17 protein-coding genes are annotated in these 20,022 nt (G+C 62.6%); 5 read left to right on the top strand and 12 right to left on the bottom strand.

Annotated features, from left to right (window positions below; all coding sequences use genetic code 11):
• The first annotated feature begins 54 nt into the window (after positions 1-54).
• A complete protein-coding gene (locus I6L36_RS14475) occupies positions 55-1,020 on the top strand; it encodes a 1-aminocyclopropane-1-carboxylate deaminase/D-cysteine desulfhydrase (RefSeq protein ID WP_109111821.1) in 966 nt (321 codons plus the stop codon).
• Here the strand turns inward: I6L36_RS14475 and I6L36_RS14470 are convergent.
• Positions 1,017-2,936 (bottom strand): EAL domain-containing protein, encoded by a 1,920-nt coding sequence (locus I6L36_RS14470; protein ID WP_069652323.1) that lies wholly within the window; start codon positions 2,934-2,936, stop codon positions 1,017-1,019. The two genes, I6L36_RS14475 and I6L36_RS14470, sit on opposite strands and share 4 nt — an antisense overlap.
• 513 nt (positions 2,937-3,449) lie before the next feature.
• On the opposite strand from I6L36_RS14470, the gene I6L36_RS14465 reads away from it, so the two are divergent.
• Together I6L36_RS14465 and I6L36_RS14460 are read left to right on the top strand one after the other, a co-directional pair.
• The gene (locus I6L36_RS14465) at positions 3,450-4,970 is read left to right on the top strand and encodes an EAL domain-containing protein (RefSeq protein WP_109111822.1); all 1,521 of its coding nucleotides are present in this window, start codon (positions 3,450-3,452) and stop codon (positions 4,968-4,970) included.
• Between the two features lie 173 nt (positions 4,971-5,143).
• Complete coding sequence (locus I6L36_RS14460) at positions 5,144-6,241, top strand: calcium:proton antiporter (protein WP_109111823.1); 1,098 nt, start codon at positions 5,144-5,146, stop codon at positions 6,239-6,241.
• A gap of 183 nt (positions 6,242-6,424) precedes the next feature.
• Here I6L36_RS14460 and hutH read toward each other — a convergent pair whose 3' ends face one another.
• The 10 genes from hutH to ftsY form a co-directional block, all read right to left on the bottom strand.
• Entirely contained in the window at positions 6,425-7,957 is a 1,533-nt protein-coding gene (hutH, locus tag I6L36_RS14455) for a histidine ammonia-lyase (RefSeq protein WP_109111824.1), read from the bottom strand.
• Position 7,958: 1 nt separating this feature from the next.
• Entirely contained in the window at positions 7,959-9,662 is a 1,704-nt protein-coding gene (gene hutU, locus I6L36_RS14450) for a urocanate hydratase (RefSeq protein WP_109111825.1), read from the bottom strand.
• Between the two features lie 45 nt (positions 9,663-9,707).
• Complete coding sequence (gene hutG / locus I6L36_RS14445) at positions 9,708-10,646, bottom strand: formimidoylglutamase (RefSeq protein ID WP_039040414.1); 939 nt, start codon at positions 10,644-10,646, stop codon at positions 9,708-9,710.
• The gene (gene hutI, locus I6L36_RS14440; protein ID WP_010672608.1) at positions 10,639-11,874 is read right to left on the bottom strand and encodes an imidazolonepropionase; all 1,236 of its coding nucleotides are present in this window, start codon (positions 11,872-11,874) and stop codon (positions 10,639-10,641) included. Before hutI ends, hutG begins: the two co-directional genes overlap by 8 nt.
• 156 nt (positions 11,875-12,030) lie before the next feature.
• Positions 12,031-12,735 (bottom strand): histidine utilization repressor, encoded by a 705-nt coding sequence (hutC, locus tag I6L36_RS14435; protein WP_010672607.1) that lies wholly within the window; start codon positions 12,733-12,735, stop codon positions 12,031-12,033.
• Between the two features lie 10 nt (positions 12,736-12,745).
• Positions 12,746-13,405: a carbonate dehydratase gene (gene can, locus I6L36_RS14430; protein ID WP_109111826.1), complete on the bottom strand. Its 660-nt coding sequence runs from the start codon at positions 13,403-13,405 to the stop codon at positions 12,746-12,748.
• Positions 13,406-13,532: 127 nt separating this feature from the next.
• On the bottom strand, positions 13,533-14,387 hold the full coding sequence (rpoH, locus tag I6L36_RS14425; protein WP_029313526.1) for an RNA polymerase sigma factor RpoH: 855 nt from the start codon (positions 14,385-14,387) through the stop codon (positions 13,533-13,535).
• 452 nt (positions 14,388-14,839) lie between these two features.
• Positions 14,840-15,793 (bottom strand): permease-like cell division protein FtsX, encoded by a 954-nt coding sequence (ftsX, locus tag I6L36_RS14420; protein ID WP_029313524.1) that lies wholly within the window; start codon positions 15,791-15,793, stop codon positions 14,840-14,842.
• Entirely contained in the window at positions 15,793-16,461 is a 669-nt protein-coding gene (gene ftsE / locus I6L36_RS14415; protein WP_109111827.1) for a cell division ATP-binding protein FtsE, read from the bottom strand. The genes ftsX and ftsE overlap by 1 nt, the downstream gene beginning before the upstream one ends.
• Before the next feature lie 222 nt (positions 16,462-16,683).
• Positions 16,684-18,459: a signal recognition particle-docking protein FtsY gene (ftsY, locus tag I6L36_RS14410; protein WP_109111828.1), complete on the bottom strand. Its 1,776-nt coding sequence runs from the start codon at positions 18,457-18,459 to the stop codon at positions 16,684-16,686.
• 110 nt (positions 18,460-18,569) lie between these two features.
• Here ftsY and rsmD point away from each other — a divergent pair, with 110 nt between their 5' ends.
• Complete coding sequence (gene rsmD, locus I6L36_RS14405; protein ID WP_029313522.1) at positions 18,570-19,199, top strand: 16S rRNA (guanine(966)-N(2))-methyltransferase RsmD; 630 nt, start codon at positions 18,570-18,572, stop codon at positions 19,197-19,199.
• 108 nt (positions 19,200-19,307) lie between these two features.
• Complete coding sequence (locus tag I6L36_RS14400; RefSeq protein WP_109111829.1) at positions 19,308-19,622, top strand: DUF1145 domain-containing protein; 315 nt, start codon at positions 19,308-19,310, stop codon at positions 19,620-19,622.
• A gap of 33 nt (positions 19,623-19,655) precedes the next feature.
• On the opposite strand, the gene I6L36_RS14395 is transcribed toward I6L36_RS14400, so the two are convergent.
• On the bottom strand, positions 19,656-20,021 hold the full coding sequence (locus I6L36_RS14395; RefSeq protein ID WP_162540499.1) for a YijD family membrane protein: 366 nt from the start codon (positions 20,019-20,021) through the stop codon (positions 19,656-19,658).
• Position 20,022 lies beyond the last annotated feature (1 nt).

Here is a 20,022-nt window from a genome sequence, read left to right as displayed (position 1 = left end):
GCCGCGTAAAACGGACTAAACCTTAACATAAACAGGATATTAGCCTCCAACTTTATGACAAACGACGCATCGACGGCCACGCTGGCACCCGCGGGAGACGATCCCATTGCTCCCCTTCAGCTCCCCTCCCCCCTGCACCGGATCCGGCATCCTCTGCTGGCCGCCCATGACGTCATGCTCTGGTGCAAGCGGGACGATCTGATCCACCCGACCCTCTCCGGCAACAAGTGGCGAAAGCTCAAATACCATCTGCAACAGGCACAGATGCTGGGCAAGGGCCACATCCTCTCCTTTGGCGGCGCCTACTCCAATCACATCCACGCCCTGGCCGCAGCAGGACTCAGACTGGGACTGCGCACCACGGGCATCATACGCGGTGAAGGGGATACCGTCAGCAATCCCACCCTGAAAGCGGCCAAAGGCTGGGGCATGGATCTCGTTTTTGTCGACCGCCAGGACTATCGCCGGCGCCAGGATCCCGAATGGCTTGCCCGGTTCGAGGATGACGACACCCTGCTGGTACCGGAAGGAGGCAGCAGCCCGCTGGCCATCCCCGGGGTGGCCGAGCTGGTCGACGAGGTGCCCTTCTCGCCGGATCTCTGGGTGCTGCCCTGCGCCAGCGGCGGCACCCTGGCGGGGCTCATCGCGGGCAAGCGGGCGCAGGAGCAGATCCTGGCCATCGCGGTGCTCAAGGGGGCCGACTTCATCACCGGCGAGGTATGCCGGTTGCATCCGGCGGCGGCCACCATCCCGGGCTGGCGCATCGCGCTGGATCACCACGACGGCGGCTATGCCAGGTTCAGTCCGGCACTCTGGCAATGGGTGCAGGCATTCAGTGCCGAAACCGGCTTGCCGCTGGAACCCATCTACAGTGGCAAGGCGATGTGGGGGCTGTTTCGCGAACTGGCGGCAGGCCGCATTGCGCGCGGCAGCAAGATCATCTTCATCCACACCGGTGGCTTGCAGGGGCTGGCGGGCCTGGAGGAGCAGGGCCGCCTGTCACCCCGGCCGGGACGCTAGTCAGGCAGGTTGAGGGGCTCGGGGTCGGCAAACCAGGGACCTTGACCGGCATGCACGCCCAGGTGTCGCAACATCTTCCACTCGTCGCCACTCTCCACCCCCACCGCGATGACCCGGGTCTGGGTATTGGCACAGCCCCCCACCAGACTGCGTACCGCCATCTGGTTGACCTGGCGCAGGTGGATCTCCCGCACCAGGCTGGGGTGCAGCTTGAGGAAGTGGATCTCGAACTCCTTGATGTACTGGGTGCTCACCACGTCCTGGCCCGCATGATCGATGGCCAGCCTGCACCCCAGCATGCGCATCGCCCTAAGTGGCCGCTTGAGGGCCTCGTAGTGGCGGGTCACCTGGGACTCCGACAACTGCAGGATCAACCCCTCGTTGGTACTGCGCGGCAACTGGAACAGCTCGAAGAAGAGCTCGCGCTGGAACTCGCGGGTGAGCAGGTTCTGGGCGCACAGAGAGAGGCTGATGGGGCAGCTCGATGCCGGTCGCTGGCGCAGCAGTCGCAAGGCTCGGGCCACCACCAGCCTGTCCAGCGGCAGCAGCAGACCGGCCTTCTCCGCCATGGGCATGAAGACCCCCGCCTGCAGCTCCCGGCCCTGTTCGTCGTGAAGGCGGATGAGCAGCTCCTGCTGCAACACCACCTGATCCCGCTCCTGCTGCACAGGCTGGACGTAGAAGTCGATGCCCTGCTCCTCGATGCGACGGCTGATCAGGGTGCGCCAGCGCACCGTTCCCTTGCTGCTCGCCTCCTCGTTGAGGGATTTCTCGAACAGGAACCAGCCGCTGTGTCCTTGCAGGCGCGCGCTCTTGAGCGCCAGCTCCGCCTCTTCCTGCACCTTGAGCAGGGAATCCTGTGCCTGATAGCAGACCGCACCGAGATAGACGGCGGTGTCGGCATTGACCGCTTCGGGCCAGTGCAGTCGTTGCAGACTCTTGAGCAACTGGCTGGCGCCGTCAACCATCTCGCTCTCTGACATGTTCGGCAGCAGCACGGCAAAGACCTGACCGGCATAGCGCGCCTGCAGGGCTCCGCTGTGCTTGCGCACGAAGGCGGCGATGGTGGCGCTCGCCTCCATCAGGAGTTCCTGGCTCGGGCGCCCGCTCAGCTCGGGATCCAGCTCCTCCAGACCGGCCAGCTCGATCAGCAGCACGCCGCCGCTGATCACGCTTGCTTCCATGATGGCGCTCTCCAGCCGGTTGTCGAAGAAGAGGCGGTTGCCGATGCCCGTCGTCTTGTCGACGAAGGCGTTGCTGCGGATGAAGTTGTCGAAGCGGCTGCGCTCCTTGCGGGCGTCGGCCAGCTCGGTCAGCAGATGGGTGAGGGCCTGACTGGCCGAAACAGGCCACTCTTCGGCAGGGTCATGGGCCAGCTTGGTCAGCTTGCCATCCAGGATCAGCTGGGCACGCTCTGCCAGCAGTTCGGCACCGCGCAACTGCTGACGGAGCCAGCGGATGGAGTACCAGAGCCCGAACACCACGATGAAGATACCCAGAGAGATGCCGAACATCGCCTTCATGGAGTACTCGAACTCCTTGAACGGCCTGTCCAGCTTGAAGTCGGCCCGCATCCCGGCCTGATTGGGGATCGCCTCGCTGTAGGCGATCAGCAGGCTCTCGTCCGTCTGCTGCTGCACATCGCGAAACCAGTAGACCCGCTGCTTGTCCTGACGGATCTCCAGCTCCACCACATGGGAGGCCCGCAACAGGGAGGGCAGCCAGCGGGCAAGGGCTTGCTGGTCATCGGTCACCCCGAGCTGCTTGTCGATGATCTCCACCAGGGAGTCGACCCGGTTCTGCTGCAGCTCCATTCCCATCTGGCGGAAACTGAAGACCCCGCCGAGCATCACCATGGCCATGGCCGAGATCACGCACAGCGTAATAAAAGAGACGAGTTGAGTGGTCAGTTTCATGTGCCTTTCCGTAGCCGACAGCATCCATAGGGCATCATGGTATCAGCCCAGACCAAACGCCGCCTATGGATGAAGATCCCGCTTCTGCAAATAAGCGGGCGGATGCGTCATGCGGCGCCGTTGCGCGGGCCGCAAAAGAGGCATCAAGGGAGAGAACGAGGGGACACAGGCTGAGGAGCGGACAGAAAAATGGTCCCACAACGGGGACCAAAAGAAACACTCATATCAAAACTAACACTCTGTGCTACTGACAAAAATAGATACAGGAGTATTGAACACACGGTGAGTCAAACCGCACCGTTACTTTAGCCACTTCAGATAAGCTGGACAATTGTCATTTATGACAGGTCAGCGATTGAATCTCGTTCAGGTGTGTAGCCATATCCTTTATTTATCAATTAATTATCGTTTTTGTTCCAAGTGTGACCAACTTGGCTCAAATCGATGCAGCTAATGCTATGATGCTTGAGCCTCAATCGGGTTGTTTCATTTCAGGGAAGAAGGGTGCCCACCATGTCTGCACGATCTCCGTTATGGATTCCTCTGGGCCTCTTCTGTTTGCCCCCGCTGCTGATGCTGTTGCTCACCCCCCTGTTGAGCGACAAGCTGGCTCACCACCTGTTGCAGACAAAGGAAAGGGCTCTGCTCGACTACCAGCAGGAGCGCAACCAGCTCCTGGATCACGATGTCCCCGCTCAACTCGCCCACTTTGCCTTCGATTGCGGCCCCAAAGACATGGCGCTGCTGCGCTCACCCCAGTATTACAACCGCCATATTCGCCTGGCCGGCCTGCAGCTTGCCAACGGGAGCGGCTGCTCCACCCTGGGCCCCGCCCTGCCCCAGCTTGCCGACGCCGGCATACCGGTCTCCCCCGACTTTCATATTTCCAGCACGGCCCCCATGTTCGATACCGAACGCGAAACCCTGGTCTATGCGAGACGCAACGGCAATCTGGCCTATTGGGTGCTCGACAGCAGTTGGAGCCATGAGCTGCTGCGCCCCCCCTGCAACGACTGTTTCTACCTGGAGTTCAACCACAAGCACCCGACCCAGTCCGGGCTCTTTTTCCCCCGTGGCAACAAGCACATTCGAGAAGAGGCAAACCCGATGCGGCTGCTCAGTTTCGACCCCCAGCATCAGGTGGAACAGACCCTCTGGGCTGGCGAGGCACTGAAACGCTACGCCCGCTCACAGATACACCGTGATGGCCTCTGGTCGGCCGGGGCGCTGGGGGTGCTGCTGGCGGCCCTCTACTGGGGCCTTAGAAACTACCGGCGATCCCTCAAAGGATTGCTGCAAAGAGGGCTGGCTCGGCGGGAGTTCATCCCCTTCTATCAGCCCATAGTGGACAGCAGAAACCGAAGGGTAGTGGGATTCGAGGCCTTGCTGCGCTGGCAGCGAGGACGGGATCTGGTGTCGCCAGGCACCTTCATCGCCTATGCGGAAGAGCAGGGGCTCATCCTGCCGATGACGGATCAACTGCTGGAGCGCATCCTGGCGGATCTCCCCGTCCTGGCCCCGCATCAGTGGGTCAGCGTCAATCTGGTGGCGGGCCATATCGAGCAACCTCGTCTGCGCACCCAGTTGCAGCGCCATGGCTGGCCCTCGCCGGCCCGCCTCACCTTCGAACTCACCGAGCGGGATCCCATCAAGCACATCCAGGGGGCCATGGCGGAGATCGCAGCTCTGCAGGAGAGGGGCTATCACTTCAAGCTGGATGACTTCGGCACCGGCTATGGCGGCTTTGCCTACCTGCAACGGCTCGGCATTCGCCAGATCAAGATCGACAAGATGTTCGTGGATACCATAGGCACGGACGACCTCAAGCGCAGCGTGCTGGATGCCACCATCGCTTTCGGCCTCAAATCGGGCATGGAGATGATCGCCGAAGGGGTCGAGACCCAGGCCCAGGTCGACTATCTGAGCGAGCATGGCGTGTATCTCATCCAGGGTTATGTCTATGCCAAACCCATGTCCCTCAGCCAGTTGAAGATCTGGCAGATGGCCTGGAGTCAGAGCCGCACGAGCACCTGATGGCGGCGCCGGATCCGGGTGACGGGTCCGGCGCTCTCGCGATTTGTAACAAAATGATTTTCCCCTGAACGGACAACAGCCTTTATCATCTGCGGGTTCGTCACGCCGGTGACGACGCCAAGTCGCTCCATACCCTGTCGGCCACCGCCGCCCCGAGATGAGAACCACTGCCTATGAAGTCATTTATCCGCCAAGAGATTGCCCTGCCCGCCGGCCTGCTGACCCTGCTCTTCTTCAAGACGCTCGGCAGCGAGCTGCTGACGGAGGCAACCCCCCTTGCGGTCTACCTGCCGGTGTCGCTGCTCCTGCTGGCCGTCGTCACCTGGGCCATCTTCTCCGTCGTCCGTCACTCCGATGCCCTTGCCATCAAGCTCGGCGAACCTTTCGGCACCCTGATCCTCACCCTGTCGGTCATCTCCCTGGAGGTGGTGATGATCTCCTCCGTCATGCTGACCGACGAGCCCAACCCCACCATGGCCCGTGACACCATGTTTGCGGTGGTGATGCTGGTGACCAACGGCCTGGTGGGCTTCACCCTGCTGTTTGGCGGCTGGCGCTACCACACCCAGAACTTCAATCTGGACGGGGTCAAATCCTATCTGGTGGCCATCATTCCCCTGGCCCTGCTCTGCCTGGTGCTGCCCAACTTCACCCAGGGGGGCTCCCAGGGCGGCCTGTCCGGCGCCATGTCCTGGATGCTGATCATCATCTCGCTGCTGCTCTACGGCGTCTTCCTGCTGATCCAGACTCGCAGCCACAGCCACTTCTTCGTCGACAGCGACCACGAGGATCACGAGGAGCACCACGGCCCCCTGCAGAGCAACGTCTATCACACCCTGCTGCTGCTGGCCTACCTGGTGGTGGTGATCCTGCTGGCCAAGACGCTGGCCATCCCCATCAATCACGGCGTCCATGTGATGGAGGCCCCGGCGGCCCTGGGTGGCTTCATCGTCGCCTGTATCGTGCTGGCGCCGGAGGCGGTCGGCGCCATCAAGGCGGCCTTCAACAACCAGCTGCAGCGCGCCATGAACCTCTACTTCGGCTCCGTGCTGGCCACCATCGCCCTCACCGTTCCCTCGGTGCTCTTCATCGGCTCCCTGGTGGGCCACGACGTGCGCCTCGGCCTCTCCCCGGCCGACATGGTACTGCTCGTCACCACCCTCATGGTGTGCAAGGTGACCTTCAGCAGCGGCCGCACTCACGCCCTGCACGGCGCCACCCACCTGGTGCTCTTCGTGGTCTACCTGTTCCTGATGTTCGAGCATGGCTAACGGCGCCAACTCTTCATGGTGCCCTTCACGGCCCACCGGTGCCTGATATTCGAACACGGATAACAGTGTCCGCAGCTGGTCAGCCCGCTCCCGATGGCCAAGGACAGGAGCGGCACCCAAAGCCCAGAAATAAAAAGACCGCCCCATGGGCGGTCTTTTTTTATGGTTTGCTCAGGCTTCGATTCAGAGGCTGGGCAGGGTCCCGGCCGGGATCAGGTCGTTGTAGCTGGCACGGCCCAGCAGCGCGGCCGCCGCCTCGATGTCCGGCGCGAAATACCTGTCCTTGTCGTAGAAGCTGACCTCTTCACGCAGACGGCCCTTGGCCAGCTCGATGAGCTCGGTAGAACGCAGCGGCGCGCGGAAGTCGAGCCCCTGGGCCGCCGCCAGCAGCTCGACTGCCAGGATACCGCGGGTGTTCTCCGCCATGTCCGCCAGACGGCGACCGGCGAAGGTGGCCATGGAGACGTGGTCCTCCTGGTTCGCCGAGGTGGGCAGGCTGTCCACCGAGGCCGGGTGGGCCAGGGTCTTGTTCTCGGAGGCGAGCGCTGCCGAGGTGACCTGGGCGATCATGAAGCCGGAGTTCACGCCACCGTTGTTGACCAGGAAGGCCGGCAGACCGGACATGCGCGAGTCGATGAGCAGCGCCATGCGACGCTCTGACAGGGAGCCGATCTCGGCGATGGCCAGCGCCAGGTTGTCGGCGGCGAAGGCCACCGGCTCTGCGTGGAAGTTACCGCCGGAGATGATCTCTTCATCATCGGCAAACACCAGGGGATTGTCGGAAACCGCGTTGGCCTCGCACACCAGCACCTCGGCGGCCTGACGGATCTGGGTCAGACAGGCGCCCATCACCTGCGGCTGGCAGCGCAGGGAGTAGGGATCCTGCACCTTCTCGCAGTTGTGGTGGGACATGCCGATCTCGCTGCCATCCACCAGCAGGTGGCGGTAGCAGGCGGCCGCATCGATCTGGCCGCGCTGGCCGCGCACCTCATGAATGCGGGCATCGAAGGGACGGCGGCTGCCGAGGGCCGCCTCCACGCTCATGGCACCGATTGTAATGGCACCGGCGTAGAGGTCTTCGGCGTGGAACAGCCCTTCCAGCGCGAAGGCGGTGCTCGCCTGGGTGCCGTTGAGCAGGGCCAGCCCCTCTTTCGGCGCCAGGGAGATGGCCTCCAGGCCTGCAATCTTCAGGGCAGTGGCGGCGTCGATCAGCTCACCCTTGTGGCGCGCCTTGCCTTCCCCGATGAGCAGGCAGCTCATGTGGGCCAGGGGCGCCAAGTCGCCGGAGGCGCCGACGGAGCCCTTCTTCGGTACCACGGGGTAGACCTCGGCGTTGATGAGGCGCATCAGGGCCTCCAGCACCACCAGGCGGATGCCGGAGAAGCCGCGGGCCAGGGAGTTCAGTTTCAGCACCATCATCAGGCGCACGGTGGCGTCATCCATGTACTCGCCGATGCCGGCGGCATGGGAGAGCACGATGGAGCGCTGCAGCTCGTCCAGCTGCTCCACCGGAATGCGGGTGTTGGCCAGGAGGCCAAAGCCGGTGTTGATGCCGTACACCACGCGATTCTGCTCGATCACCTTGGTGACCACGGCGGCGGAGGCGTGGATCCCCGGCAGAGCGGACGGATCCAGGCTGACGTGTACCGGCTCGCGGCTAACGCGGCGCAGGGTGGCGAGGCAGAGCTTGCCCGGTTGCAGATTGAGTTCAAACATCTTATTTCACCCCTTTACCGGCTGCGTGCAGCATCGGCAGATCCAGTTTCGCCTCGTGGGCGCAGTTGATGGCAATCTCGTAGCCCGCGTCCGCATGACGCATCACGCCGGTGGCCGGGTCGTTGCGCAGCACGCGGCCGACCCGCTTGGCGGCGTCGTCGCTGCCGTCACAGACGATCACCACGCCGGAGTGCTGGGAGAAGCCCATGCCGACACCGCCACCGTGGTGCAGGGAGACCCAGGTCGCGCCGCCTGCGGTGTTGAGCAGGGCGTTGAGCAGCGGCCAGTCGGAGACGGCATCGGAGCCATCCATCATGGATTCGGTTTCACGGTTCGGGCTCGCCACGGAACCGGAGTCCAGGTGGTCGCGACCGATGACGACCGGCGCCTTCAGCTCGCCGTTCTTGACCATCTCGTTGAAGGCCAGACCGAGGCGCACCCGATCCTTGACCCCGACCCAGCAGATACGCGCCGGCAGGCCCTGGAAGGCGATGCGCTCACGGGCCATGTCGAGCCAGTTGTGCAGGTGGGGATCGTCCGGGATCAGCTCTTTGACCTTCTGGTCGGTCTTGTAGATGTCTTCCGGATCGCCGGAGAGCGCGACCCAGCGGAACGGACCTATCCCTTCGCAGAACAGCGGACGGATGTAGGCCGGGACGAAGCCGGGGAAGTCGAAGGCATTCTTGACCCCCTCTTCCAGCGCCATCTGGCGGATGTTGTTGCCGTAGTCCAGGGTCGCTGCGCCGCGGGCCTGCAGGGTCAGCATGGCTTCAACCTGACGGGCCATGGAGCGGCGGGCGGCGACATTGACCTCTTCCGGCGCACTCTTCTGCAGATCGCGCCACTGGGCCACGCTCCAGCCCTGGGGCAGGTAGCCGTGTACCGGGTCATGGGCGGAGGTCTGGTCGGTCACCACGTCCGGGGTGATGCCGCGGGCCACCAGCTCGGCGAAGACGTCGGCGGCGTTGCCGAGCAGGCCGACGGAGACGGCGGTGCCGCTCTGTTTGGCTTCCTCGACCATGGCCAGCGCCTCATCCAGGCTGTAGGCCTTCTTGTCGACGTAGCGGGTCTTGAGGCGGAAGTCGATGCGGGTCTCGTCACACTCCACGGCGATCATGGAGAAGCCGGCCATGGTGGCGGCCAGGGGCTGGGCGCCGCCCATGCCGCCCAGGCCCCCGGTCAGGATCCAGCGGCCCTTGGGCTCGCCGTTGAAGTGCTGGTTGGCCACGGCGAAGAAGGTCTCGTAGGTGCCCTGGACGATGCCCTGGGTACCGATGTAGATCCAGGAGCCAGCGGTCATCTGGCCGTACATCATCAAACCCTTTTTATCGAGCTCGTTGAAGTGCTCCCAGTTGGCCCAGTGGGGCACCAGGTTGGAGTTGGCGATGAGCACCCGCGGCGCATCCTTGTGGGTCTGGAACACCCCGACCGGCTTGCCGGATTGCACCAGCAGGGTCTGATCGTCCTCGAGCCGGGTCAGTACCTCGACGATCTTGTCATAGCAGGCCCAGTTTCGGGCGGCGCGGCCGATGCCGCCGTACACCACCAGGGACTGGGGATGCTCGGCAACATCCGGATCCAGGTTGTTCATCAGCATCCGCAGTGGCGCTTCGGTGAGCCAGCTCTTGGCGGTCAGCTGGGTGCCGTGGGGAGCACGGATCACGCGGCTCGGATCGTGGCGGGGATCCTGGTGTTGTACAGACATAGACACTCCTTGTTTAGCGATGCAGTCAGGCGGCGCGGTGCGCCACTACTTGGTCAACTGGTGAACCAGGCGCGCAGCCACGCGGGCACTGCGGTTGTCCTGATCCAGGTTCGGGTTGTACTCGGCCAGATCGGCGAGCCTGAGCTTGCCGCTGGCCCGGATATGGGCGATGAGCGGTTCGATGACCGCCAGCTCCACGCCGCGAGCAGCGGGAGCACTCACTCCCGGCATCACCGCCGCTGGCAGCACGTCGAGATCGATGGTGAGATAGAGGTGGTCGCAACGGGCGATGAAGGCATCCAGCCCGCCTAGCAAGGCTGGCAGTTCGGTCTGCGTCATCGCCTCGTCCAGCACGTGCCAAACTCCCAGCGCCTCGGCGCGGGCAAAGAGCGCCGCGGTATTAGCGGTTTCGGCCACCCCGAGACAGGCATAGTGAAAGGGAGTGCCCTGGGCAGCGCACTGCTCGGCAATCTGGAAGAAGGGGGTGCCCGAGCTCGCCTGCTCCTGTTTCATGCGTAGATCGAAGTGGGCGTCGAAATTGATGATCCCGACCCGCCCTTCGCCGCCAAGATGACGGTTCAGGCCGCTCCAGCTGCCAAACGCCACCTCGTGGCCGCCTCCCAGCACCAGGGGGAAGTGCCCCTGATCCAGCGCACTCGCCACCCGTTCGGCCAAGCGCCCGTGAGCGGCATCGAGATCGCCGTCCTCACAGGCCAGATCCCCGCCGTCATAGACGGGGGCGCCCAGATGCCAGGCCGTGTTGGCCAGCAGCTTGCGCACCGCCAGCGGTGCACCGGCCGCACCGACCCGCCCCTTGTTGCGGCGCACCCCTTCGTCACAGGCAAAGCCGAGCAGCACCACGCCGGGTTCGCGATTCCCCTGCCAGGGTTGCACCCTATCGTGCCAGCGCAGGGCCAACTCACCGTCTTCGGGATCCTGACGCCCCTGCCAGACCGACATGTCGATCCCGTTGAACTTATCCATGAAGGGTTTCCTCCCCGTTGACCACACGGCTCACCAGCTGATCGACACCGATGAGGTAGCTGAGCTCGGCCGGATGGCCGCAGTTCCAGACAAGGAAATCCGCCAGCATGCCGACCTTGAGCTGCCCCAGCCGTTCCTGCTCGCCAAGCGCCCTGGCGGCGTGGCGGGTCACCCCGGCCATGGCCTCCACCGGGGTCAGGCCAAACAGGGTGCAAGCCATGTTCATGGCCATGCGCAGGGAAACGATGGGAGCCGTGCCCGGGTTGATGTCGGAGGAGACAGCCATGGGTACCCCCGCCTTGCGCAAGGCGGCGATCGGGGGCAGCTTGGTCTCCTTGAGGAAATAGAAAGCGGTGGGCAGCAGGGTGGCGACCACGCCACGGTGGGCCAACGCCTGGATCCCGTCCTGATCCAGATATTCCAGATGATCCACCGAGAGGGCGCCGAAGTGGGCGGCGAGCGTGCTGCCCCCCAGGTTGGAGAGCTGATCCATGTGCCCTTTCACCGCGAGGTTGTACTGATCCGCCGCCAGATAGACCTGCTCGGTCTGGGCAAGGGAGAAGCCGATGTGTTCGCAGAAGACATCCACCGCATCCGCGAGACCTGCCTCGGCCGCCGCCGGGATGATCTCCTGGCAGATGGTCTCGACCCAGGAGTCGGGATCGTCGCGATACTCCGGCGGCACCGCATGGGCCGCCAGCAGCGTGGTCTTGACCCGGATGGGCTGCGTCTCTCCCAGACGACGGGCCACCCGCAACATCTTGAGCTCGTCTTCCAGGGTGAGGCCGTAGCCGGACTTGATTTCGACTGTGGTGACCCCTTCCCGGATCAGGGACTTGATCCGCGGCAACGCCAGCTCATAGAGCCGCTCCTCGCTGGCTGCCCGGGTGGCGCGCACCGTGCTGATGATACCGCCCCCCTTGCGGGCGATCTCCGCATAGGGGACTCCCTTCTGGCGAAGTTCGAACTCTTCGGCGCGGCTGCCGGCGAAGATGAGGTGGGTGTGGCAATCGATGAGACCGGGGGTGACCAGCTTCCCCTTCATGTCCTGCCAGGAGGCGGCATAGGGGCCCTTGAGATCCTGCATGGGGACCAGAGCGTGGATCTTGCCATCCCGCACGCCAAGGGCATGGGGCTCCAGCAGGCCGTAGTCCGCCAGATCGGGGCGCAGGGTGGCGGGTGTCACGTTGAGCCAGACCCGCTCGCAGTTCAACAGTTCCTTGTTCATACCGACCTCTAAATGTATATACAATAATTTATAGCCGATCTCTGAAAAGAAAGAAAGGATCAAGTTCACATCTTGATAACAGCGGCTTTATTAGAGTGTAAGCACAAAAAAGCCCACCGAGAGGTGGGCTTTTAAATGCTTAATTTGTATATACAATTATGCGAGACGCGTCTTGGAGCTCAGCTTGTAGCGGGAACCTGGCGAGAGCAGGCGGGCATAGGAGACCAGAAAGCCATCCGACCAGGTGCGCCGGTGCAGCAGCAGGCAGGGGGTATCGACCCGCACCTGCAGCAGGCCCGCCTCGCCGGCGCTCGGCAGCACCGCCTCCACCACGTGCTCCATCTCGGAAAGGGGGCAGATCTCCATCAGATAGCTGTTTGGCGTCTGCTGGGTGAAATCCTGCTCGCCATAGCCGGGCAGTCGCTCGGCATCGACGAAGCGCTCCTCCAGTTGCAGCGGCTCCCCATCGGCCTGATGGACGATGAGGCTGTGAAAGGTGGGCGCCCCGACCCGCAGGCCCAGACGTACCGCCACTTTCTCGTCGGCGGCCTGACGTTGCAGCCGGATCACCCGCGCGCTGTACTCGCTGCCCCGCTCGGCGATCTCGTCTGCAATATTGCGAATTGCCAGGAGCGGCGACTCGGTACGCCTGTCGGCCACAAAGCTGCCGGATCCGGCGGTGCGCACCAGCCAGCCTTCGGCCACCAGTTCACGCAGCGCCTTGTTCACCGTCATGCGACTCACGGCAAACTGCTCGCACAGGGCGGCCTCGGTCGGGATCCGGTCGCCCGCCTGATAGTGGCGTTCGCGGATCCCGTCCAGGATGTGCTGCTTTATCTGAAGGTAGAGCGCAGGAGCCACCGGCTGGTCCTCAGCGACGACGGTGGGGTGGACGCATGTCCGGCCAGGCGCGATAGACGTCCGGGATCTGGTCAGGGCCGCTGATGCAGAGATCGAGATCGTGCAGCAGGCCATCCTTGATGCCGTAGATCCAGCCGTGCACCGCCAGCTCCTGCCCCTTGCGCCAGGCATTCTGGATGATGGTGGTGTGACAGACGTTGGCGACCTGCTCGGCCACGTTCAGCTCGCACAGGTAGTCAAAGCGCTCGTGCTCATCCTCGATGGCATCCAGCTGTTCGCCGTATTTGAAGTAGACGTCCTTGATGTTGCGCAGCCAGTTGTCGATGAGACCCAGCTCCTGGTTCTGCATCGCAGCCTTGACCCCACCGCAGCCATAGTGGCCGCAGACGATGATGTGCTTCACCTTGAGCACCTCCACCGCGTATTGCAGCACCGAGAGGCAGTTGAAGTCGGTGTGCACCACCAGGTTGGCGACGTTGCGGTGGACAAAGACGTCCCCCGGCAAGAGCCCCATCAGCTGGTTGGCGGGAACCCGGCTGTCGGAACAGCCGATCCAGAGGTACTCAGGTGCCTGCTGGGCGGACAGGGTAGCGAAGAAATTGGGATCCTCGGCCTTGATCCGTTCCGCCCACTCGCGGTTGTTGGTAAACAAGTCGTTCAACAGTTTCACTTCTGCTCTCCCTACTGTGGCAGTGGCGGCAACATACCATACACAAGGGTAACCAAGGCAAGGCCGACCAGATCCCCGCAAAACAAAAACAGGGCCATCAGGCCCTGCTTCTTACCGGAGGAGGCCGTCAGGCATCCATGGCATCTTTCAGCTTCTTGAGCGCGTTTTTCTCAAGCTGGCGCACCCGCTCGGCCGAGACGCCGTAAGTATCGGCCAGCTCCTGCAGGGTGGTCTTGCTCTCGTCATCGAGCCAGCGGGCACGGATGATGTGCTGGCTGCGCTCGTCCAGGGTCGCCATGGCCGCACTCAGGCGACGGGTGGCATGGCTGTCCCAGTTGTCGTTCTCGATGTTCGCCGCGAGATCGGAAGACTTGTCTTCCAGATAGTGCACCGGCGCGAAGCCACCCTCGTCTTCATCGTCACCGACCAGGTCGAAGGCCTGATCGTAATTGCTCATGCGCGCTTCCATCTCGGTGACGTCGGCAGCGGATACCCCGAGGTCGGCAGCCACGGCCTGCACTTCTTCGTGGTTCAGCCAGCCCAGACGCTTCTTGGACTTGCGCAGGTTGAAGAACAGCTTGCGCTGGGCCTTGGTGGTCGCCACCTTGACCATGCGCCAGTTGCGCAACACATATTCGTGGATTTCGGCCTTGATCCAGTGCACGGCGAAGGAGACCAGACGCACGCCCACGCTCGGGTCGAAGCGTTTGACGGCTTTCATCAGGCCGATGTTGCCTTCCTGCACCAGATCGGCCTGAGGCAGGCCATAGCCGGAGTAGCTCTTGGCCACGTGAACGACAAAACGCAGGTGCGACATAACGAGCTGGCGTGCAGCTTCGAGATCACCATCCTGCTGCAGACGCATCGCCAGTTCGCGCTCTTCCTCTGCGCTCAGCACAGGGATCGAGTTGACGGCCTGGATATAGCCTTCCAGACTACCTTGCGGAATCAGAGCCATAGTGCGTTGCAATGAAGTTCCCATGTTCTACCTCTTACTTTTCAATCGAATCAGTCTAACACCCTGAGAAGACGTGTCTACCGACCAGGTATCATTCTGCGTGCTGCATCATACATCACCCCAGCATGAACCCGGCCTATCTTAGGCTGACGGCATGAATCATAAATGAACAGTCAAAAAAAAGGGGTCACAGTAAAGGACCCCTGAAAAGTAGCATGCTAAGTCCATTGTTGCGGAGCTCGCAACCTTCACATGCTTGCCAAGTCAGACGAGCAAGGCATAGGGGCCATACCCGTATTCATTCTGTTGCAGTCAATAGACCATTGATAAATCAAAAGGTTCAGAGGATCCACATATGATCCTCGGCGCAGACACCATTCAGATTACTCTGAGAAAGTGGCCCGTGCCAGAAACGGGCCACTCTTTTACTTGATCCAGTTCGCAAAATCCAGCGCTTTAAAATGCTGACAAATTAATCAGGACGGTTCTATGTCGCGAATGTGCCTGTGCACCGAGAACCAGGAGGCGATCAGCCCCAGCAGGGCGCCCAGCAGTATGAGATTGAAGCCGTCGAACGCCCCCATCCCCACCAGACGAAAGTTGCTGTTGTAGAGCCCCGCCAGCTCCTTCACCACTCCCTCGCTCCAGATCACCATCACCTCGGTCAGCCACCAGGCCAGCATGCCGCCGATGACCCCGAACCAGATGCCCGTATAGAGGAAGGGACGGTGGATGAAGGCATCGGTCGCGCCCACCAGCTTGAGCACTTCAATCTCGGAACGCTGGTTCAGGATATTCAGGCGCAGGGTGTTGCCCACGATCAGCAACACGGCGGAGAGCAGCAACACCGCGATACCTGTAATGGTGTGGCGCAGCAGGTTCATGATCCCCTGCAACCGGGTCAACCACTGCAGATCCAGCTTGCCCTGCTCGATACCGGGCTCGTTCTCCAGCTTGGCGAGCAACTCGGCGGCCCCTTCGGGATTCTGCCAGCGCGGATCCGGGATCACGCTCAGCACCGGCGGCAGCGGGTTGCTGTCCAGATAATCCAGGGCATCACCGAAACCGGAGATCTCCCGAAATTCCCTGAGCGCCTCGTCACGGTTCATATAAGTGACGGACTCCACCTCCGGATAGAGCAGGATCCGCTGCTTCATGTCGAGGATGCTCTGCTCCGGCAGATCCTTGCGCAGATAGAGAGAGATCTGGGAGCTGGTCTGCCAGCTCCCCTCTACCACTTCGGCATTCTTCAGCAATACGTGGAAACAGGAAGGCAGCGCCAGACTCACGCCAAGCACCGCCAGGGTCATCAGGGAGGCGAGCGGGTTGCGCCACAGCTCACCCAGGCTGGCAAAGGCCTGACGCACATGATCCACACCATACATCATCAAACGACGCAACGGCGGCTGTTTATGACGAACAATAGCCATCAGCGATCCTCCCCGGACGAATACATGCGACCCGCCTTGAGGGTCAGGGTGCGGTAGCGCATCCGGGCGATCAGCCCCAGATCGTGAGTGGCAATCAGCACAGAGACGCCGAAGCGGTTGAACTCCTCGAACAGATGCATGATGTCCATGGAAAGCTGGGGATCCAGGTTGCCGGTCGGCTCGTCCGCCAGCAGCAGCGGTGGTTTGTTGACGATGGCGCGGGCGATGCCGACCCGTTGCTGCTCACCACCGGAGAGCATGCGAGGCTGGTAACGCTCCTTGCCGAGCAGCCCGACCTTGTCCAGCGCCGCCGCCACCCGCTTGTTGATGTCCCCATGGCTGTAGCCATCGATCACCAGGGGCAGGGCGACGTTGTCGAACACGGTACGATCCATCAACAGGCGGTGATCCTGGAAGATCATGCCGATCTGGCGGCGCACGTAGGGGATCTGACTGCGCTGGATGTGGCTGACGTCATCGCCGTGGAAGAAGACGCGGCCGTCGGTCGGTCGTTCCATCACGCTGATGAGCTTGAGGAGGGTACTCTTGCCCGCCCCCGAATGGCCGGTCAGGAAGGCCATCTCCCCCTTGCGCAGGTGAAAACTGACCTTTTGCAGCGCTTGATGACCGCCACTGTAGACCTTGCTGACCTTGTCAAAACGAATCATAACGGTTCCCTGAGATTGACAAACCCCGACCGGGATAAAGCATGGGGCGCTCACTCCCCCGTACCGGCACAACACCTGGATGACAACACCGGTCAAAACCATGCCACATGTCATCCTTGTCCGAATGAGCCATGCCTGTGCCCTCATAGTGACATACCCCGACCGGAGTCGGGGTATGGAACACATGCTTGTCACGGCCGGGCCGGCTCATGTCAGCCGGATTTATTCTTCGCGGCTGAAGAGCGCCTCGATGAAGTCGTTGGCGACGAACGGGCGCAGATCGTCGATCCCCTCGCCCACCCCGATGTAGCGGATCGGGATCTGGAACTTGTCGGCCACCGCGAAGATGACGCCACCCTTGGCGGTACCGTCCAGCTTGGTGAGGGTGATGCCGGTCAGGCCCACCGCCTCGCTGAACAGCTTGGCCTGGCTCAATGCGTTCTGGCCGGTGCCTGCGTCCAGGGTAAGCATGATCTCGTGGGGCGCCGTATCGTCCAGCTTCTTCATCACCCGCACCACCTTCTTGAGCTCCTCCATCAGGTTGCTCTTGTTCTGCAGGCGGCCGGCGGTATCGGCGATCAGCACGTCAGCCCCGCGGGAGCGGGCAGCCTCGATGGCGTCATAGATGACGGAGGCGGAGTCGGCACCGGTGTGCTGGGCAATCACCGGAATGTTGTTGCGCTGACCCCACACCTGCAGCTGCTCGACCGCAGCGGCACGGAAGGTATCGCCAGCGGCCAGCATCACGCTCTTGCCCTCGGCCTGGAACTGTTTGGCCAGCTTGCCGATGGTGGTGGTCTTGCCGACGCCGTTCACACCGACCATCAGGATGACGTAAGGCTTCTTGCTGGTGTCGATCACCAGGGGCTGCTCGACCTTGGCCAGCATCTCGCCCATGTCCTGTTTGAGCAGACCGTAGAGCGCCTCGGCATCCTTGAGCTGCTTGCGGTCCGCGTGCTGTACCAGCCCCTCGATGATGCGGGTGGTGGTGTCGACGCCAAGATCGGCGGTCAGCAGCTGGGTCTCCAGCTCTTCGAACAGATCGTCATCGATCTTCTTGCCGCTGAACAGGCCGAAGAAACCGGAACCGATATTCTCCCTGGTACGCACCAGGCTGCGCTTGAGGCGGGCAAAGAAGCCCTCCCGCTGCGGCTTCTCCTGAGTGACGTCGTCCACCTTGTCTGCCAGCGGCAGAGCGGCCAGCGCGGCGGCCTCAGCCTCCATCGCGGCGACCAGACGCAAATCTTCCGCTCGCTGGGCCTCTTTGGCGACACGGGCTTCCGCGGCACGGGCTTCGGCAGCGATGCGAGCCTCTTCTGCAGCGCGAGCCTCGGCGGCAACACGGGCCTCTTCTGCGGCGCGGGCCTCGGCAGCAATACGGGCCTCTTCTGCGGCGCGGGCTTCGGCGGCGATGCGAGCCTCTTCCGCAGCGCGGGCCTCGGCGGCAATACGGGTCTCTTCTGCGGCGCGGGCCTCGGCGGCAATACGGGCTTCTTCTGCGGCGCGGGCCTCGGCGGCAACACGGGCCTCTTCTGCGGCGCGGGCCTCGGCAGCAATACGGGCTTCTTCTGCGGCGCGGGCTTCGGTAGCGATGCGAGCCTCTTCTGCGGCGCAGGCTTCGGCGGCAATACGGGCTTCTTCTGCGGCGCGAGCCTCGGCGGCAATACGAGCCTCTTCCTCAGCGCGGGCTTCGGCGGCGACAATGGCTTCTTCTGCGACCTGAGCTTCGGTTGAGATCAAGGCCTCATTGACGATGACGGGCTCAAGCTCGCCCTCCGGCTCTTCCACAACCAGGGGGCCTTCGTCAGGGCCGCTCAGCGGCGCTTCGGGCTTGGCGGTAGGGGCATCAGCCGGGGCAACATCGGCGACAGGCGCGGGAACAGCGGCGGCCTCCGACTCGACGACCGCCGGGGTAGCGTCGGGCGCCTGCGATGGAACGGCCTCAGCCTCTTCTTTCTTGCGGCCGAAACCCAGCCAGGAAAACAAACCTTTTGCCATCTAAAAATACTCACATCAAAGGCTGACTGCTAAGATAGCCGTCCCTCGGCGGGTCGGCATAAAAATGAACCGCCTTATACTATCACTTTATTTTCTGACGACGAAACGCGATGCCCAGAGTGAAATCCAGCCGTAACAGCCCGAGCAAGAGCCCGGCCCCCCAGGGGCGAGCGGGCGTGGTACGAATCATCAGCGGCCAATGGAAGGGGCGCAAACTCCCCGTCAGGGATGTGGAAGGGCTCAGACCCACCACGGATCGCGTCAAGGAGACCATCTTCAACTGGCTGGCTCCCCACGTGCGCGGTACCCGCTGCCTGGATCTGTTCGCCGGCAGCGGCGGGCTGGGGCTGGAAGCCTTGTCCCGCTATGCCGAACAGGTCACCCTGATCGAGATGGACAGAGGCGCCGCCGACCAGCTCAAGAAGAACCTGACGACCCTGGGCAGCAGCCAGGGGCAGGTGATCCAGGCTGATGCCGTGAGCTGGCTGCAAGGCCCGGCCACGCCGTTCGATCTGGTCTTTCTGGACCCACCGTTTCGTCGCGAGCTGCTGCCCCAGGTGTGCGAGCTGCTGGAGCAACGCGGCTGGCTGGCATCCGATGCCCTCATCTATCTGGAGCGGGAAAAAGAGATGGCCGATCTGGCGCTGCCCGCCAGCTGGAAACTACTCAAGGACAAGCAGGCTGGTCAGGTCTGCTATCAGCTCTATCTGCGGGACACCAAGCATGACGCTGCTGTTTAAAGGGGAGATGGGTACAGTCCCCTTCTCCGTCAATTTGGACAACGGCTCAAGGACAAGCAGGTCGATCACATCAGGTCTGCTATCAACTCTATGTACGGGAGGTAAACGATGAAGCGGGTGTTTAATCTGTTGGCGATGGGGGTGCTGCTGTTCTTCTGGTTCGGTGTGGCACTCGCCCTGCTGGGCACCCTGCCGGGCAAACTGAACGGCTTTCTGCCGGTGTGCGGCGTCATCGTGATATTGATGCACTGGGTACAGGCCAGCATGATCAAGGCGGCATGCAAACCCTACTTCGCTGTCACTCGTCTCGAATTCACCCAGGTGCTGATCTTCGGGGTGTTCGGCATGATGGATATCCGCACCAAGCTGCAGGCCATCATAGACGCCAGGAAGCAGGGAGAGACCCCCCCCAGGGCCGATTAGGCCACCCCCGGCCCGACCCGAAGGAGTGATTCGTCACTCCTTCTGCGTTGTTCCGAGGCTGATTCCCAGCTTGATGGAGAGGGCGGCGAGCAGCAGCAGCATGGCAATGAGGGAGAAGAAGTTGCTGCCAAGCTCGGGGTACTGCACCTTGACCAGGGCAGAATGGCCGAACACGCCGATAAAGAAGCAGAGCAGGATGCAGCTGGGTGTGTTGCCCACCATGGGCTCATGGCGATAGTGCTGATAGAGCTGGCTGGCCGCCAGCAACAGGGCGATGAGGGGGTAGAAGGAGAAGGGGACGACCGACTCCATCAAGGCCGACAGGAAGGCATCGCCACAGATACCGATCAGCAGGGCCAGCACCAGGGGCTTCTTCGGAATCGCGTTCGGTTCATGCATG

Origin of the sequence: Aeromonas sp. FDAARGOS 1406 (genome assembly GCF_019048565.1) — a bacterium.
GTDB classification, from domain to species: Bacteria; Pseudomonadota; Gammaproteobacteria; order Enterobacterales; family Aeromonadaceae; genus Aeromonas; species Aeromonas caviae.
The sequence above is the reverse complement of the archived record's forward strand: the minus strand, read 5'-3'. Positions and strand labels throughout refer to the sequence as shown.